The sequence below is a fragment of the Methylobacterium sp. CCH5-D2 genome, assembly GCF_001556475.1.
GTDB lineage: Bacteria > Pseudomonadota > Alphaproteobacteria > Rhizobiales > Beijerinckiaceae > Methylobacterium > Methylobacterium hispanicum.
The window spans coordinates 1-16,438 of record NZ_LSIX01000713.1 but is presented as its reverse complement, the minus strand read 5'-3'; the positions used below and the strand labels follow the sequence as shown (position 1 = coordinate 16,438).

Annotated in this window: 12 protein-coding genes; 9 read left to right on the top strand and 3 right to left on the bottom strand. The window is 72.9% G+C overall.

Features of this window, described 5'->3' with window-relative positions; all coding sequences use genetic code 11:
- Positions 1-132 precede the first annotated feature (132 nt).
- Entirely contained in the window at positions 133-825 is a 693-nt protein-coding gene (locus tag AX737_RS18690) for a GntR family transcriptional regulator (protein WP_066924036.1), read from the bottom strand.
- Between the two features lie 374 nt (positions 826-1,199).
- Between AX737_RS18690 and AX737_RS18685 the strand changes: the two genes are divergently transcribed.
- The 4 genes from AX737_RS18685 (at position 1,200) to AX737_RS18670 (ending at position 6,818) form a co-directional block, all read left to right on the top strand.
- Positions 1,200-1,853 (top strand): class II aldolase/adducin family protein, encoded by a 654-nt coding sequence (locus AX737_RS18685; RefSeq protein ID WP_066924034.1) that lies wholly within the window; start codon positions 1,200-1,202, stop codon positions 1,851-1,853.
- Between the two features lie 79 nt (positions 1,854-1,932).
- Positions 1,933-3,675: an ABC transporter ATP-binding protein gene (locus AX737_RS18680; RefSeq protein WP_066924032.1), complete on the top strand. Its 1,743-nt coding sequence runs from the start codon at positions 1,933-1,935 to the stop codon at positions 3,673-3,675.
- A gap of 358 nt (positions 3,676-4,033) precedes the next feature.
- Positions 4,034-5,863 (top strand): dihydroxy-acid dehydratase, encoded by a 1,830-nt coding sequence (gene ilvD, locus AX737_RS18675; RefSeq protein WP_066924030.1) that lies wholly within the window; start codon positions 4,034-4,036, stop codon positions 5,861-5,863.
- Between the two features lie 253 nt (positions 5,864-6,116).
- A complete protein-coding gene (locus AX737_RS18670; RefSeq protein ID WP_066924028.1) occupies positions 6,117-6,818 on the top strand; it encodes a GntR family transcriptional regulator in 702 nt (233 codons plus the stop codon).
- Positions 6,819-6,822: 4 nt separating this feature from the next.
- Here AX737_RS18670 and AX737_RS18665 read toward each other — a convergent pair whose 3' ends face one another.
- Positions 6,823-7,236, bottom strand: coding sequence for a nuclear transport factor 2 family protein (locus tag AX737_RS18665; RefSeq protein WP_066924026.1), 414 nt, complete (start codon positions 7,234-7,236; stop codon positions 6,823-6,825).
- Positions 7,237-7,444: 208 nt separating this feature from the next.
- On the opposite strand from AX737_RS18665, the gene AX737_RS18660 reads away from it, so the two are divergent.
- The 4 genes from AX737_RS18660 to AX737_RS18645 all read left to right on the top strand — a co-directional run bounded on the left by AX737_RS18660 (position 7,445) and on the right by AX737_RS18645 (position 13,025).
- Positions 7,445-8,644 carry an ABC transporter substrate-binding protein gene (locus AX737_RS18660; RefSeq protein WP_066924024.1) on the top strand — a complete coding sequence of 400 codons (1,200 nt, stop codon included), beginning with the start codon at positions 7,445-7,447 and terminating at the stop codon, positions 8,642-8,644.
- A 46-nt stretch (positions 8,645-8,690) separates the two neighbouring features.
- Positions 8,691-9,560 (top strand): branched-chain amino acid ABC transporter permease, encoded by an 870-nt coding sequence (locus tag AX737_RS18655; RefSeq protein WP_066924022.1) that lies wholly within the window; start codon positions 8,691-8,693, stop codon positions 9,558-9,560.
- A 4-nt stretch (positions 9,561-9,564) separates the two neighbouring features.
- Positions 9,565-12,057, top strand: a complete 2,493-nt coding sequence (locus AX737_RS18650) for a branched-chain amino acid ABC transporter ATP-binding protein/permease (protein WP_066924020.1) — start codon at positions 9,565-9,567, stop codon at positions 12,055-12,057.
- A 77-nt stretch (positions 12,058-12,134) separates the two neighbouring features.
- Entirely contained in the window at positions 12,135-13,025 is an 891-nt protein-coding gene (locus AX737_RS18645; protein ID WP_066924018.1) for a polysaccharide deacetylase family protein, read from the top strand.
- A gap of 79 nt (positions 13,026-13,104) precedes the next feature.
- Here the strand turns inward: AX737_RS18645 and AX737_RS18640 are convergent, their stop codons facing one another.
- Positions 13,105-15,546, bottom strand: a complete 2,442-nt coding sequence (locus AX737_RS18640) for an EAL domain-containing protein (protein ID WP_082773132.1) — start codon at positions 15,544-15,546, stop codon at positions 13,105-13,107.
- A gap of 489 nt (positions 15,547-16,035) precedes the next feature.
- Here AX737_RS18640 and AX737_RS18635 point away from each other — a divergent pair, with 489 nt between their 5' ends.
- The gene (locus AX737_RS18635) at positions 16,036-16,281 is read left to right on the top strand and encodes a hypothetical protein (protein ID WP_066924016.1); all 246 of its coding nucleotides are present in this window, start codon (positions 16,036-16,038) and stop codon (positions 16,279-16,281) included.
- The last annotated feature ends 157 nt before the right edge of the window (positions 16,282-16,438 follow it).

Below are 16,438 nucleotides of genomic sequence, written 5' to 3'. Positions count from 1 at the left end.
GCGGTTCCAGTGGCGATCGAGGAGACGACCCCCGCCATATGCGATCGCCCTGCCCATAGGGAGAGGGGACCCGCACCTCCCTCGGAAACCGCATGACACCGGTCCCGGCGGCCTGCAGGCCCTGCCGCCGGATCAGTCGAGATAGTGGCCGTAGGTGTCCACGTGGCGGGCGAGGCCCAGGCCGTGCTCGCGCACCAGCCGCTCGGCGAGCTCGGCTTGGCGGGCCTCCAGGGCCTTGATGATCGCCACGTGCTCGCGGATCGAGTTCTCGGCCCGCTCGCCCTGGCGCAACGCCGTGTTGCGGATGCCGCGGACATGCATCAGCAGGTTGCTGGACAGGCTCGCGATGGCCTCGCACTGGCCGAGCGAGATGATCTTCTGGTGGAAGCGGATGTTGGCGTCCGAGTACTCGTCGAGATGCTCGGCGGGGCGGCCCTCGTAGAATTCCGGGAACTCGGTGCGCAGGGATTGCAGCTGCGCATCGGTCGCCCGCTCGCAGGCGAGGCGGGCCGCCATGCTCTCCAGCGCGGCCCAGGCGTGGATCATGCCGACGATCTCGGCCCGGGTCTTCTTGATCACGAAGATCCCGCGGCGCGCCTCGGAGCGCACGAAGCCCTCCTGCTCCAGCACGGTGAGCGCCTCGCGCACGGGCGTGCGGCTGACGCCGAGATCCTGCGAGAGCTTGCGCTCGTCCAGCCGCACCTCGTCGGGGCGGCCGTAGAGGTCCATGTTGGTGATGGCGGATTTCAGCGCCTCGTAGGCCAACGTGCGCAGGCTCGAACTCGCGACGATCGGCTTGATGCTGAACTGGTCGCTGTTGGACATCCTGAATCCAGACTTCGCCGGCTGCCGCGCCGCTTCCTGCACCGAGACCTAGCCGAAAGCGCGGACAACTCAAAGCCGCCCCGACCGGGTGCCCACAACGGCGGCATTCGTGGACAGCGCATATTGGCATTTGGAATGCCAAATGTCGAAGCCTTCGTCCAGCGGCTCGCGCGGGCCAGCGCACGACGCGGGTCCCGGGCTAGAGCGCTCTTGCGCCGAAGTGGACGCCGGTTCGGCGCGAGAGAGCGCGTCAAGACAAGAGGTTAGGGCCGTTCCCGATCGCAGCGCGATCGGGAACGGCCCTAGACGGGTCCCGGCGCCCGTGGCAGTGCCGGGTCTTCTCGTCACGTCTTCTCGTCTCGCGGGGAACGCGCATGGCGCGCCACGACGCCTTCCGGGTCCGGCAATCGATCGTGGAGGCCGCCCGCAGCCTCGACGCGCTCGGGCTCACCCAGGGCACATCGGGCAACCTCTCCCAGCGCTGGGAAGACGGGCTGCTGATCACGCCGTCCGGCCTGCCCTACGCCCGCATGAGCCCGGACGACATCGTGTTCATGCGCCTCGACGGCACGCACGAGCACCCGCTCAAGCCCTCCTCGGAATGGCGCTTCCACCGGGACATCCTGGCGGCCCGGCCGGAGGTCAACGCGGTGGTGCACGCCCATCCGATCCACTGCACCGCCTTCGCCATGTGTCGGCGGGAGATCCCGGCGGTGCACTACATGATCGCGGCGGCGGGCGGCCCCACGGTGCGCTGCGCGCCCTACGCCACCTTCGGCACGGAGGAACTCTCCGCCCACGCGCTGGCGGCGCTGGAGGACCGGACCTGCTGCCTGCTCGCCAACCACGGCATGATCGCCACCGGGCCGGATCTCGAGAAGGCGCTCTGGCTCGCGGTGGAGCTGGAGACGCTGTGCCGGCAATACGCGGTGGCGCTGCAGGTCGGCACGCCGGTGGTGCTGCCCGACGACGAGATCGCCCGCAACGTCGAGAAGTTCAAGAGCTACGGTCTGAAGGCGCAGGGCTGAGCGGGCGCGGCGGCAGGTGCGCTGGGCAGCCGGGCCGTCTGCCCCTATCAGGGGGGCCCGCGCCCCTCGCGAGACCCCGATGCTGAAGGCCTTTCTCGCCTATTACCGGCCCCACCGGACCCTGTTCCTGGTCGATTTCGGCTGCGCCGTGCTCTCGGGCCTGCTCGAACTCGGCTTTCCGATCGCCGTGAAGCTGTTCGTCGACCGGCTGCTGCCGCAGCAGGACTGGGGCCTGATCGTGCTGGCCGCCGCGGGGCTCGCGGCCCTCTACGTCGCCAACGCCGGCCTGATGGTGGTGGTGACCTACTGGGGCCACGTGCTCGGCATCAACATCGAGACCACGATGCGGGCCCGCGCCTTCGACCACCTGCAGAAGCTCTCCTTCCGCTTCTACGACGGCCAGAAGACCGGCCACCTCGTGGCCCGCGTGACGAAGGACCTGGAGGAGATCGGCGAGGTCGCCCATCACGGGCCGGAGGACCTGTTCATCGCCGTGATGACGCTGGTCGGCGCCTTCGGGCTGATGACCTGGGTCCACCCGCCGCTCGCCCTGCTGACGGCCGCGATCCTCCCGGTGATCGCCTTCGTGACCTTGCGGTACGGCGGGCGCATGACCCGGAACTGGCAGGCCCAGTACGGGCGCGTCGGCGCCTTCAACGCCCGCATCGAGGAGAATGTCGGCGGCGTGCGCGTGGTGCGGGCGTTTGCCAACGAGGCGCACGAGCGCGCCCTCTTCGCGGCCGACAACGCTCGCTACCGCGCCACCAAGCTCGAGGCCTACCGCATCATGGCGGCGAGCCTGTCGATCAACTACCTCGGCATGCGCCTCGTCCAGATCGTGGTGCTCCTCGGCGGCGCCGCCTTCGTGGTCCGGGGCGACCTCACGGCGGGCGGGTTCATCGGGTTCCTGCTGCTCGTCGGCGTGTTCTACCGGCCGCTGGAGAAGATCGGCGCGGTGGTCGAGACCTACCCGAAGGGCATCGCGGGCTTCCGGCGCTACATGGGCCTCATCGGCACGGAGCCCGACATCGCCGACCGGCCGGGCGCGGTGGCCGCCGGGCCGCTCGCCGGCGCGATCCGCTTCGAGGACGTCGCCTTCGGCTACAGCCCGGATCGGCTGGTGCTGCGCGGGCTGAACCTCGCGGTCGCGCCCGGCGAGACGGTGGCGCTCGTCGGTCCCTCGGGGGCGGGCAAGACCACGCTCTGCTCGCTGATCCCGCGCTTCTACGAGGTCGAGGCCGGCCGCATCACGATCGACGGGCACGACATCCGGGACCTGACGCTGGCCTCGCTGCGCGGTCAGATCGGCATCGTGCAGCAGGACGTGTTCCTGTTCGCCGGCACGATCCGGGAGAACATCGCGTATGGCCGCCTCGACGCCTCCGAGGCCGAGATCCTCGATGCGGCCCGCCGCGCGCGCCTCGGCGACCTGATCGCGGGGCTTCCCGAGGGGCTGGACACGGTGGTGGGCGAGCGGGGCGTGAGGCTCTCGGGCGGGCAGAAGCAGCGCATGGCGATCGCTCGGGTCTTCCTGAAGAACCCGCCGATCCTGATCCTCGACGAGGCGACCTCGGCGCTCGATACCGAGACCGAGCGGGAGATCCAGGCGGCGCTCGCCGAATTGTCGGCCGGGCGCACGACGCTCGTGATCGCCCACCGCCTCGCCACCGTCCGGCACGCCGACCGGATCGTGGTGGTGACCGAGGGCGGCATCGTCGAGGAGGGCCGCCACGAGGCCCTGCTGGCGCGCGGCGGCTACTACCGCCGCCTGCACGCGGCCCAGTTCGCCGCTGCGACCGGACCGCTGAGCGCTGCCGAGTGAGATGCGCCCGTCGCCCGACACGGGCCGACGGTGGCGCCCGCGCTCTCCCTCCCCCCTCTGCGGGGGAGGGTGGCGCCCGAAGGGCGACGGGAGAGGGGAGCGACGGTGCAGAACAGGGCTCGGCCCTTCATGCCGGTCGCGTCCTCTCCGGAAGCCGGGCTCCCCTCTCCCGACCCGGCCTGACGGCCGGCCCACCCTCCCTCGCAGAGGGGGGAGGGAGAACGCGCGGACCCGAGCCGCCGGAACGGCCCCCGGTCACGCTGCATGCCCGCACCGCCCGGAAGACGCTTGAACCCGGCCGCCCGAAGCCGGAGAAGGCCTGGAATTCCTCCAACAAAAATCCCTCCCCGAGACGCCGATGCCCGCCTACCGCTCCCGCACCACCACCCACGGCCGCAACATGGCCGGCGCCCGCGGCCTCTGGCGCGCCACCGGCATGAAGGATTCGGATTTCGGCAAGCCGATCATCGCGGTGGTCAACTCCTTCACGCAGTTCGTGCCGGGCCACGTCCACCTGAAGGATCTGGGCCAGCTCGTCGCGCGCGAGATCGAGCAGGCGGGGGGCGTGGCCAAGGAGTTCAACACCATCGCGGTCGATGACGGTATCGCGATGGGCCACGACGGCATGCTCTACTCGCTCCCCTCCCGCGAGCTGATCGCCGACTCGGTCGAGTACATGGTCAACGCGCACTGCGCCGACGCGATGGTGTGCATCTCGAACTGCGACAAGATCACCCCCGGCATGCTGATGGCGGCGCTCCGCCTCAACATCCCGTGCGTGTTCGTCTCGGGCGGGCCGATGGAGGCCGGCAAGGTCGTGATGAACGGCATCACCCGCAAGTTCGACCTCGTGGACGCCATGGTGGCGGCGGCCGACGACCGGGTCTCCGACGACGACGTGGCGACGATCGAGCGCTCGGCCTGCCCGACCTGCGGCTCGTGCTCGGGAATGTTCACGGCCAATTCCATGAACTGCCTCACCGAGGCGCTGGGGCTGGCGCTGCCCGGCAACGGCTCGGTGCTGGCCACGCATGCCGACCGCCGCCGCCTCTTCGTCGAGGCCGGCCACCTCGTGGTGGATCTGGCCCGCCGCCACTACGAGCAGGACGACGCCAGCGTGCTGCCCCGCGCGATCGCGAGCTTCGCGGCCTTCGAGAACGCGATGACGCTCGACATCGCCATGGGCGGCTCGACCAACACGGTGCTGCACCTCTTGGCCGCCGCCCACGAGGGCGAGGTGCCCTTCACCATGGCCGACATCGACCGGCTCTCGCGGCGCGTGCCGGTGCTGTGCAAGGTCGCCCCGGCGGTGGCCAACGTCCACATGGAGGACGTGCACCGGGCCGGCGGCATCATGGCCATCCTGGGCGAGCTCGACCGGGCCGGCCTCCTCGACGCCCGCGCCGGGAACGTCGCGGCGGGCACCCTGGCCGAGGCCCTGGCGCGCTGGGACGTGCGGCAGAGCGCGAGCCCCGCGGTGCACGAGTTCTACCGGGCGGCGCCCGGCGGCGTGCCGACCCAGGTCGCCTTCAGTCAGGCGGCGCGCTGGGACGAGCTCGACCTCGACCGGGCGGGCGGCGTGATCCGCGACGCGGAGCACGCCTACTCGCGCGACGGCGGGCTGGCGGTGCTGTTCGGCAACCTCGCGGAGGACGGCTGCATCGTGAAGACGGCGGGCGTCGACGCCTCGATCCTCTCCTTCACCGGCACCGCCCACGTCTTCGAGAGCCAGGACGCGGCGGTCGACGGCATCCTCAACGGCCGGGTCAAGGCCGGCGAGGTGGTGCTGATCCGCTACGAGGGCCCGCGCGGCGGCCCCGGCATGCAGGAGATGCTCTATCCCACGAGCTACCTGAAATCGAAGGGTCTCGGCAAAGCCTGCGCACTCGTCACCGACGGGCGCTTCTCGGGCGGCTCCTCGGGCCTGTCGATCGGCCACGTCTCGCCGGAAGCCGCCGAGGGCGGCCTGATCGGCCTCGTCGAGCAGGGCGATCCGATCGAGATCGACATCCCGAACCGGCGCATCCACCTCGCGGTCGATCCGGCCGAGCTGGAGCGGCGGCGGCAGGCGCAAGAGCGGCGGGGCTGGCAGCCGGCCCAGCCGCGCAAGCGGAAGGTGAGCGCGGCGCTCCGGGCCTACGCGGCGCTGACCACCAGCGCCGCCAAGGGCGCCGTGCGGAAGATCTGAGCGGGCGACCGGGTCGGTCTCCAGGATGCCGTCGCCGCCGCGCGGCGGACATCCCGGACGGCCGTGCACGCCCTTCGTCGGCGCTCCGGCGCGAGCGTCGTCGTCGGGCCCCCGGGCGCGGATCGCAGGACCCGCCTCCGGCACCGTCCCTGCATCCGCATCCGCCTCCGACCGGACCCAGCGCGGAGCGTCCCTTGAAACGTCCCTTGAAACGTCTCTTGGAGCATCCCTTGCCGCGGAAGTCCCGAGCGCGATGAGGCAGGCGGGGGCGAATGGCGGAAGCGATCGCGTCGGCGCGATCTGCCGCTCCCTGCGCCGGGCCATCGTCGAGCGGGCGCTGGCGCCCGGCGACCGTCTGCCGGAGGACGCGCTCGGCGAGCGCTTCGGCGTCAGCCGCACCATCGCGCGCCAGGCGCTCGGCCAGCTCGCGGGCGAAGGACTGGTGGAGCTGCGCCGCAACCGCATCGCGGTCGTGGCGAGCCCGAGCTGGGAGGAGGCGCGCGACACCTTCGACGTGCGCATCAGCCTGGAGCGGCTCGTCGTCCGGCGGCTCGCGGGCCGGCTCGACGCGGCGCAGCGGGCGGCGCTCGAGGCCCATATCGCGGGCGAGGCGCGGGCGAGCGGCGGCCCGGAGGCCGGCTCGATCCGGCTCGCCACCGAGTTCCACCTGCTGCTCGCCGAGATGACCGGGAGCCCGGTGCTCGCCCGCTACGTGGCCGAGCTCGGCTACCGCTGCGCCCTGATCCTCTCGCTCTACAGCCGGCCGCACTCCTCCGACTGCGCCGTGAGCGAGCACCGGGAGATCGTGGCGGCGCTGGTCGCGGGCGACGCCGAGCGGGCAACCGCGCTGATGGACCACCATCTCGACGCCGTGGCCGAGCGGGCGCGCATCGTCTCGGAACCCCGGCGCGAGCGCGACCTGATCCGGCTGCTCGCGCCCTACGTCGAGGGCTGAGCGGTCAGCGCGCTTGCCGGTCGAGCAGGCGCTCGGCCGAGTCGTTCCAGACCTCCATGGAGACGATCAGCCCGTCCCGCACGGTGAAGCGATCGACGTAGCGGTTGCCCTCGAAGGCCTCCCCGTCCGGCCACGCGCCGTAGAGCGTGCCGAGGCTGTAGACCGTCGTGATGCCGTCGCCCAACACCACGTCGAGGCGCTCCATGCGCTTCTTCACCCAGGCGTAGCGTCCCGCGTTGAAGGCGGTGACCTCGCGCGGGTGCCGGAAAACGCGCCCTCCCGTGAAGACGATCGCGATGCCGGGCGCCATGTGGCGCGCCGCCGTCTCGGGGTCCGGCACCATCGAGGCTTCGAGATAGGCGGTCACCACCGCCGCGTCGCGTTCCGCCCGCTCCGCCGCTTCCCTATCCACGCTCATCGCTCCGGCTCCGTCTTTCGGTCGGCGCCCAGCATGGCCGAGGCGCGCGCGGCATGCATGCAGAAAGTGTATGCACTTTGGCGCGGACCTGTGCACACGCTGCGCGCCGATCGGGCGGTTCGCGCGCAGCGATGGCCGCGAGGTGGGGGCGAGCACCCTGGCACGGGCGTTGCGGAACCCGGTCGACCACATACGAGCCCGGACCGCCATGCCCCAGCGCCCCCACGCCGCCCGCCTCACCCGTCGCCTCGCCCTCGGCACCCTGCTGGCGGGAGTCGCGTGCCTCGGCTTCGACCTCGGCCCCGTCCGGGCCGCCGAGCCGGTGCGGATCGGTCTCGTCACGGCGCTGAGCGGCCAGTCGGCCAAGTCCGGCGAGGCGATCTCCCGCGGGATCGGGCTCGCCATCGACGAGATCAACAAGCAGGGCGGGGTGCTCGGGCGCCCGCTCGAACTCGTCGCCCGCGACGACGAGGCCAACCCCTCCAAGGGCGTTCTCGCCGCCCGCGAGCTGATCCAGCGCGCGGGCGTGGTCGCGCTGATCGGCGGCCTCGACACCCCGGTCTCGATGGCCATCGTGCCGATCGCCAACCAGATGAAGGTGCCGTTCGTCGGTCCCTGGGCGGCCGGCACCGGCATCACCCGCAACGGGGCGGCCGACAACTACGTCTTCCGGGTCTCGGCGGTCGACGCGCTGGTGGACGAGGCGCTCGTCGCCTACGCGCAGAAGACCTACGGGGCGAAGAAGCCCGGCGCGATCCTCGTCAACAACGCCTGGGGCGAGTCGAACCAGCAGGGGATCGTCGCGGCGCTGAAGGCCGCGGGCCTGCCCTCAGCCGGGATCGAGAAGTACGAGGCCAACGACCTCGACATGGTGCCCCAGCTCACGCGGCTGCGCGAGGCGGGCGCCGACGCGCTCTTCCTCGTCGGCAATGTCGGCCCCTCGGCCCAGGTGGTGAAGTCCCTCGACCGGATGGGCTGGGACGTGCCGGTCGTCTCCCACTGGGGCCCGGCGGGCGGGCGCTTCGACGAGCTTGCCGGCCCCGGCGCGGCGCGGGTGCACTTCGTCCAGACCTTCACCTTCGCGGGCAACGAGAACCCGAAGGCGAAGGCCGTGCTGGAGGCGCTGAAGACCAAGTACCCGGCGATCAAGTCGATGGCCGACGTCACGCCGGCGGTGGGCATCGCCAACGCCTACGACGCCACGCACCTGATCGCCCTGGCCATCCGGGCGGCGGGCTCGACGGAGGGCCCCAAGCTCCGCGACGGCTTCTACAAGGTCGCGCCCTATCCGGGGCTGATCAAGACCTACGAGACGCCCTTCGCGCCCGGCCGGCACGACGCGCTGGGACCCGCCGACTACGTCTTCTCCCGCTTCCGCAACGGCGAGATCGTCGCGGTGGCGCAATGACGGGGCCCGGCGGACGGCGCGGCGGACGAGACGGGGAGCGGGCGTCATGCTGACCGGCATCCTCGTCAGCGGGCTCGGCCTCGGCAGCATGTACGGGCTGGTGGCGCTGGGCTTCCACATCACCTTCGCGGTCTCCGGCACCGTGAACTTCGCGCAGGGGAGCGCCGTCACGCTGGGGGCGGTGCTGGGCTACGCCTTCGGGGTGCGGCTCGGCTGGCCGATGCCGCTGGCGGCGGCGGCCGCGCTCGCCGGCTGCGCGCTGCTGGGGCTCGCCGTCGAGCGCCTGCTGGTGCGCCCCTTCGTGGCGCGGGGCTCCGACGCGTGGCTGCTGGCGACCGTGGCCGGCGGCATCATCCTCGACAACGCCCTCTTGTTCACCTTCGGCAAGGAGCCGCGCAGCCTCCCCTCCGCCCTGGTGGCGGCGCCGGTCCAGGTGCTCGGCGCCGGGATCTACCCCCTGCAGCTCGCGATTCCCGCGGTCGGGATCGCGGCGGCGCTCGCCATCCGGGCGGTGTTCCGCGGGACCGAGCTCGGCCGCGTGCTGCTGGCGGTGGCCCAGAACACCGAGGCCGCGCGCCTCATGGGCATCGATGTCGGTCGCACGATCGCCTGCGCCTTCGCGCTCTCGGCGGTGCTCGCAGGGACGGCGGGGCTCCTCATCGCGCCGCTCTTCTCGGTCTCGGCCGAGATGGGGGCACTCTTCGGGATCAAGGCCTTCGCGGTGGCGATCCTCGGCGGGATCGGCTCGGCCACCGGCGTGGTGCTGGCGGGCCTCCTCTACGGCCTCGTCGAGGCCGGCGTCACCGCCACCCTCGGCTCCGGCGCCACCCAGATCGTCGTGTTCTCGGTGATCATCCTGGCGCTGGCCCTGCGCCCGAACGGCCTCCTCGGCCGTGCCGCCGTCAACAAGGTCTGACCCGATGCGCCCAGCGTTCTCCCCCCGCGCGCCGGCCGCGATGCCGCTGGCCATCCTGACCCTGACGCTCGCCGGCCTCGGCCTCGTCGGGGCGACGAGCGGCTACAGCCACTTCGTCATCGCGCTCGTGGCGCTGACGGTGGTCGCCGGCACCGGGCTCAACGTCCTGCTCGGGCTCGCCGGACTGATCTCGTTCGGCCATGCGGGCTTCTACGCGGTCGGCGCCTACACGAGCGCGATCCTGACGCTCAAGGGCGTGAGCTTCTGGGCGGCGCTGCCGGCCGCCGCCGCTCTCTCGGGCCTCGTGGGCGCGGCTCTCGCCGTGCCGGCCATGCGGGTGCGCGGCCCCTACCTCGCCATGGTGACGATCGCCTTCGGCTTCCTCGTCGAGCACGCGCTGATCGAGGGCGGCGACCTCACCGGCGGCCAGAACGGCCTCGTCGCCGCCGCGCCCCCGAGCTTGTTCGGGCAGACCTTCGGCGAGCGCGAACTGGCGCTCCTCGCGGTGCTGGCGGCGGGCCTCAGCCTCTACGGCTTCCATCGCCTGCGCGACGCCCGCCTCGGCCGGGCGATGCGGGCGGTGCGCGACGCGGACGTCGCCGCAGCCTCCCTCGGCTTCGACCCGGTGCGGGTGAAGACCGCGGCCTTCGCGATCTCGGCGGCGCTCACCGGGCTCGCGGGCGCGGTGCTGCCGCCCCTGATGCTGTTCATCGCGCCGAGTTCCTTTCCCTTCTCGCAGTCGATCCTGTTCGTGCTCTCCGTCGTGGTCGGCGGGGCCGGCACGGTGCTGGGCCCGCTCTTCGGCGCCCTGGTGACGGTGCTGCTGCCGGAGGCTCTGGCCGGGCTCGCCGAGTACCGGCTGCTCTTCTTCGGCCTCACCACGCTGGTCGTGCTCTGGCTGGTGCCCGCGGGCCTCGTCGGCAGCCTCGCGCGGCTGCTCCCGCGCGGTGGCGCGGCCCCCGCGCCCGCCTCCGGGGCCGGGGCGCCGGCCTTCCTGCGCCGGGCCGAGCGCGAGGCGCTCGCGGTCGAGGGCCTCGGCATCGCCTTCGGGGGCATCCGGGCGGCCGACGGCGTCGCCTTCGCAGCGCCGCCCGGGGCCGTCACCAGCGTGATCGGCCCGAACGGGGCCGGCAAGACCACTGTGCTCAACATGGTCTCGGGGTTCTATCGCCCGAGCGCCGGCACGATCCGGCTCGGATCCCGCGACCTCGCCGGCGCCCCCGCCCACGCGGTCGCCCGCGCGGGCATCGCCCGCACCTACCAGACCACGCGGCTGTTCGGCTCGCTCTCGGTGATCGAGAACGTGACGCTCGCCCGCGCCCCCGGCCGGCTGCTGCGCCGGGCAGGGCCGGAGGACCGGGCCGAGGCCGCCGCGCTCCTCGCCTTCGTGGGCTATGCGGGCGCCCTCGACCGGCCGGCCGCCGAGCTCGCCCATGTCGATCGCCGCCTCGTGGAGATCGCCCGCGCGCTCGCGGGCGCCCCCCGCGTGCTGCTCCTCGACGAGCCGGCCGCGGGCCTCGCCCGGGCCGACACCGATCGGCTCGGGACCTTGCTGCGCCGGATCGCGGCCTGCGGCATCGCGGTGATCCTGGTCGAGCACGACATGCCGCTGGTGATGGGCGTCTCCGACCGCATCCTGGTGATGGATGCGGGCCGCCCGATCGCCTGGGGACCGCCCGCCGAGATCCGCCGGAACCCGGCCGTGCTCAGGGCCTATCTGGGCGCCGCCGACACCCCGGCCCGGCCGCGGGCCGAGCCCTGGACCGGGCCGGCCGACCCGGTGCTCGCCGCCCACGGCCTGCGGGCGGGCTACGGCGCCGCCCCCGTCCTCGACGGCATCGCGCTCGCCGTTCGGCCGGGCGAGGCGGTGGCGCTGCTGGGCTCCAACGGCGCCGGCAAGTCCACGGCGATGCGCGCGCTCGCCGGCCTGCTGCGCCCGGTCGAGGGATCGATCGTGCTGGCCGACGCCGCGATCGGGGCGCTCCCCGCCCACGCGGTCGCCCGTCTCGGCCTCGCCCTCGTGCCGGAGGGCCGGCAGGTCTTCCCCGAACTCACCGTGGTGGAGAACATCCGGCTCGGCGCCTGGAGCCGGTCCGGGAGCCGGGACGGGCGGGTCGATCCGGCCGAGGTCGAGGCGCTCCTCGACCGTTTCCCGCGCCTGCGCGAGCGGGCGGAGAGCCGGGCCGGCCTGCTCTCGGGCGGCGAGCAGCAGATGCTCGCCATCGCCCGCGGGATGATGGCGCGCCCGCGCATCCTGCTCCTCGACGAGCCCTCCCTCGGCCTCGCCCCGGCGATCATCAACGACCTCTACGCGGTGGTGGCGGAGCTGCGCGACCGGGGCACCACCATCCTGATCGTCGACCAGATGGCGGCGCTGGCGCTGACCGTCGCCGACCGGGGCTACGTGCTGGAGCAGGGGCGGGTGGCGGCCTCCGGCACGGCGGCCGAGCTCCGGGCCGATGCGGGGCTGGAGGCCGCCTATCTGGGAGCCGCCTGACGCCTCGCGACTTTGCCCACGACACCATCCACGACGCCATCCACGACGCCATCCACGACACGCACACCGGGACCCCGATGACGACGCCAGATCCGGCCGGCCACGGCCGCTACGCCTACTCCGCCCTGCCGGACCGCCCGGTCTACGACTGGCCGGGGGGAAGGCGCCTCGCGGTCTACGTGGCGCTGAACCTCGAGACCTTCGACTTCGGCTCCGGCCTCGGGGCGGAGCTGGCGCCCGGCGGTCCGCAGCCGGACGTGCTGAACTACGCCTGGCGCGACTGGGGCAACCGGGTCGGCGCGTGGCGCCTGCGCGACCTGCTCGACGGCCTGGGCGTGCCCGCGAGCGTCCTCGTCAACAGCCGGCTCTACCGGGACTGCCCCGGCCTGATCGAGGCCTTCCGGGCGCGCGGCGACGAGATCGTCGGGCACGGGCGCACCAACGCCGAGCGCCAGGGCACGCTCTCGGAGGCCGAGGAGCGGGCGCTGATCGCCGAGGCGACCGCGATCCTGGCGCTGGAGGAGGGCCGGGCGCCCGCCGGCTGGCTCGGCCCCTGGATCTCGCAGTCGCGGGTCACACCCGACCTGCTGGCCGAGGCCGGCTACCGCTACCTGCTCGACTGGTGCCACGACGACCAGCCGACCTGGTTCGCGACGCGCGGCGGCGGACGCATCCTCGCGCTGCCCTACCCGCAGGAACTCAACGACATCCCGGCCATCGTCGCCCGCAAGGACACCGGCCGCCAGTTCGCCGAGGCGATCGTGGACGGCTTCGACGAGATGCTGGAACAGTCCCGCACCGCGCCGCTGGTGATGGGCATCGCGCTCCACCCCTACATCGTCGGCCAGCCGCACCGCCTGCGCCCGCTCCGAGAGGCGCTTGCCCACATCGCGGCCCGGCGTGAGGCCGTCTGGCTGACCACGGCGGGCGCGATCGCCGAGCACGTCGCCGCGCGGGTGCCGGCCTGACGCACCGCCCGGAACCGGGCCGCCCGGGGCCCGCCGCGGCCTGGAGGATCGTCCTGGATCCGATGTGCAGGACGACGCGCTAGGCGGCCGCTGCGTCCCGTCCGGATCCCGCTGCGTCCGGCGGCCCGGCGCGGGACTCCTCCGGCCCCCGCGGCTCGGCGGCGTCCCGCGCCCGGCCGCCATGGGTGAGCTGCGCGAACGCCTCGATCGGTGCGGGGCGGCCCATCAGGTAGCCCTGGGCGGCCTCGCACTGCTCCTCGGCGAGGAAGCGCAATTCCGCCGCCGTCTCGACGCCCTCGGCCAGAACCGGCAATCCGAGGCCGCGGCCGAGGCCCAGCACGGAGCGCACGATGGCCTTGGTCTGCTCGCTCCCGTCCACAGAGCGGATGAAGGAGCCGTCGATCTTGATCTTGTCGAAGGGGTAGGTGCGCAGGTTCGAGAGGGACGAGTAGCCGGTGCCGAAATCGTCCATCGCGATGCGCAGGCCCAGCGCCTTCAGCTGGCGCAGCGTGGACTGGGCGCGCGCGGGATCGCGGATCAGCGCGGTCTCCGTGATCTCGATCTCCAGCCGCGCGGCCGCGAGGCCGGTCTGGAACAGCACCTCGTGCACCATCTGCACGAAGTGCGGCGCCAGCACCTGCACGGCGGAGACGTTCACCGCCAGCGCGAGCGGGTTGGGCCAGCCCGCGGCCTCGCGGCAGGCCTCGCGCAGCACCCATTCGCCGATCTGCAGGATGGCGCCGCTCTCCTCCGCGATCGGGATGAAGAGGGCCGGCGAGATCGGGCCGCGCTCGGCATGCTGCCAGCGCAGCAGAACCTCGAACCCGGTCGTGGCGCCCGTCCGCACGTCGGTCTGCGGCTGGTAGACCAAGTGCATCTCGCCGCGGGCGATGGCGTGGCGCAGGTCGTGTTCCAGGAGGCGGCGCTCGCGGACCTGGATGCCGAGCTTCGCCTCGAAGAAGCGGTAGGTGCCGCGCCCCTCCGACTTGGCCTTGTAGAGGGCCGTGTCGGCGTAGTTCAGGAGCAGCGCGCGCTCCTCCGCGTCGTCCGGATAGAGCGCGATGCCGATGCTGGTGGCGATCACCGGGCCGGCCGCGTCCGTGCCGCCGCCGCGCAGGGCTTCGAGGATCTGCTCCGCCAGGCGGCCGGCCGCCACCGCCTGCTCGCAGGGCACCAGGATGGCGAACTCGTCGCCGCCGAGGCGGGCCATCATCTGCGTGTCGTCGAGGAGCGCGGTGACCGCCTGGGCGACGCTCACCAGCAGGGTGTCGCCCGCGGCGTGACCGAACAGGTCGTTGACCTCCTTGAACCGGTCGAGGTCGAGGCAGAGGACGGCGAGCTTGCGCCCGGTCGCCTCGGCGAGCCGCAGCTCGTGGTCGAGGCGCTGGTTGAAGCTCGCCCGGTTCGCGAGGCCCGTGAGCGCGTCGTGATGGGCGAGGAACTGGATCTGCCCCTCGGCCTTGCGGCGGCCGCGCAGGTCGCGCACGGCGACGGCGTAGTGCGGCCGGTCGCCGTAGGTGACGGGCCGCATGATCAGCTCCACCGGGATCGGGCCGTCGGCCTCCGGGTGCAGCTCGGCCTCCACCGGCTGGTCCGGCGGGCCGCCCTGGCCGGCGCGGGCCGCCGGCAGGAAGCGGGACAGAGCCATGCCGGGCAGGGCGGTCGCGGCGAGGCCGACGAGCCGGCCGAAGCTGTCGTTGGCGCTGACGATCAGGTCGCCCCGGCACACCACCAGCCCCTCGACGGCGGCGTTGGCGAGGCTGTTCAGCCGCTCGCGCTCCAGCGCGGCCTGGCGCCGCTCGCGGATGTCGAGGGCGAGCGCCGCGCAGGCGAGGAGCAGGATGGCGAGGCTCGCGAGCCCGATGCCGACGGCGAGCCAGCGGGAGGGCAGGGCGCTCTCCGAGATCGGGATCGCGGGATCGGGCACGATGGTGACGGCGCCCATCGCGGTGAAGTGGTGGCTGCAGATGGCGACCAGCAGCAGCAGCGCCCCCGCGCCGCGCGCACGACCGGTCCGGCCCGACAGGGCGACCTGCAGCGCGGCCCCGCCGAAGAGGACGCCGAGCCCCAGCGACGCGGCGACCAGGGCCGGATCCCACCGGAGATGGCCGGCGACCTCGTAGGCGGCCATGCCGGTGTAGTGCATCGCGGCGATCCCGCCGCCGAGCACGCCGCCGCCCAGCACGGGCGCGAGCGGCACGGCGCGATGCTGCGCGAGCGTGAGGCCGGCGCCCGTCAGCACGATCGCGTAGGCGAGGGAGAGCGCGGTGAGGCCGAGGGCGTAGCCGTTCGGCACGCTCGGCTCGAAGGCCAGCATGGCGATGAAGTGGGTCGCCCAGATGCCGGACCCGCCCGCCACGGCCGCGACGCACAGCCAGGTCGCACGAAGCCGCCCGGCCGCCCGGCTCGCGTGGCGCAGGAGCTCGACGCAGGCGACGCCGGAGAGACCGCAGACCAGGGCGGCCAAGCCGACCAGCCACAGGTCATGCGCGCCCACGAAGCAACCGACGACCCTGAGCATGGCAACCTGTGTTAAATTATTTAGAGCTCAGAGGCAGTCATAGCCTAGACGGCGTTATCAAGCCCTGAATCTCCCAAGATGACGGCTCTCGTGACAAAGATTTGATCCAAATCGCGCAAGTTTCTTTCAAGTTGATACCTTGATGTGTCGATCCGCCGCAGGGCGGTGAGAGGCCGGCCGGTCGCCGCCGATCCTGCGCGGGCGCCGCCGCTGGGTCCGTCCAGCGGTGCTCCGCGGTCGGCCGTCGATGGGCGGGGCGGTCCCGGTGCCGGCTCGCCGCCGGACGGCACGTCGAGAAGCGACGAGGCGCGCGGGTGAGCCCGCGGCCGCGAGGCGGCCGGCGACGATTCCGGCGCAGGCCCGGACAGCATTCATAAAGTCTTGGGTGCCGACCGGGCCGCCTCGAAACCGGCACGGAACCGTATCGCCGGGCTCGTTGTTCCTGGGCGTCCATCGTCCTCCAGCATCCGTACAGGAAAGGACTTCCCCATGCGCAAGGTCATGACCCTCGGCTTCGTCGCCGCCGCCCTCGCGGGCCTGGCCGCGCCCGCCACGGCCGAGGAGACCACCGTGATCCGCCGCGACAGCGCTCCGAGCGTCTCCGTGGAGCGCCGGGAAGGCGTCGTCGAGCGGCGCGACATCACCACCGGCACGGTCGATTGCGGCTCGAAGACCGTCCACAAGGAGGACGGCATGGGCAACTCCAAGACCGTCCACAAGGAAGGCTGCAACTGAGGAGCGCCCCTCCGGACCCGACGGGTTCCGGAGGCTCGTCCGCGGCGGCCGGGAGCCGTCCCAGAGCCCGCCCGGCCTCCGCCGGAGCGGGCTTCTTCGCATGGGTGCGCAGGCCTTTGATCTGGATCAGCCCCGCTCCCGCGGGGGACCGCCATGA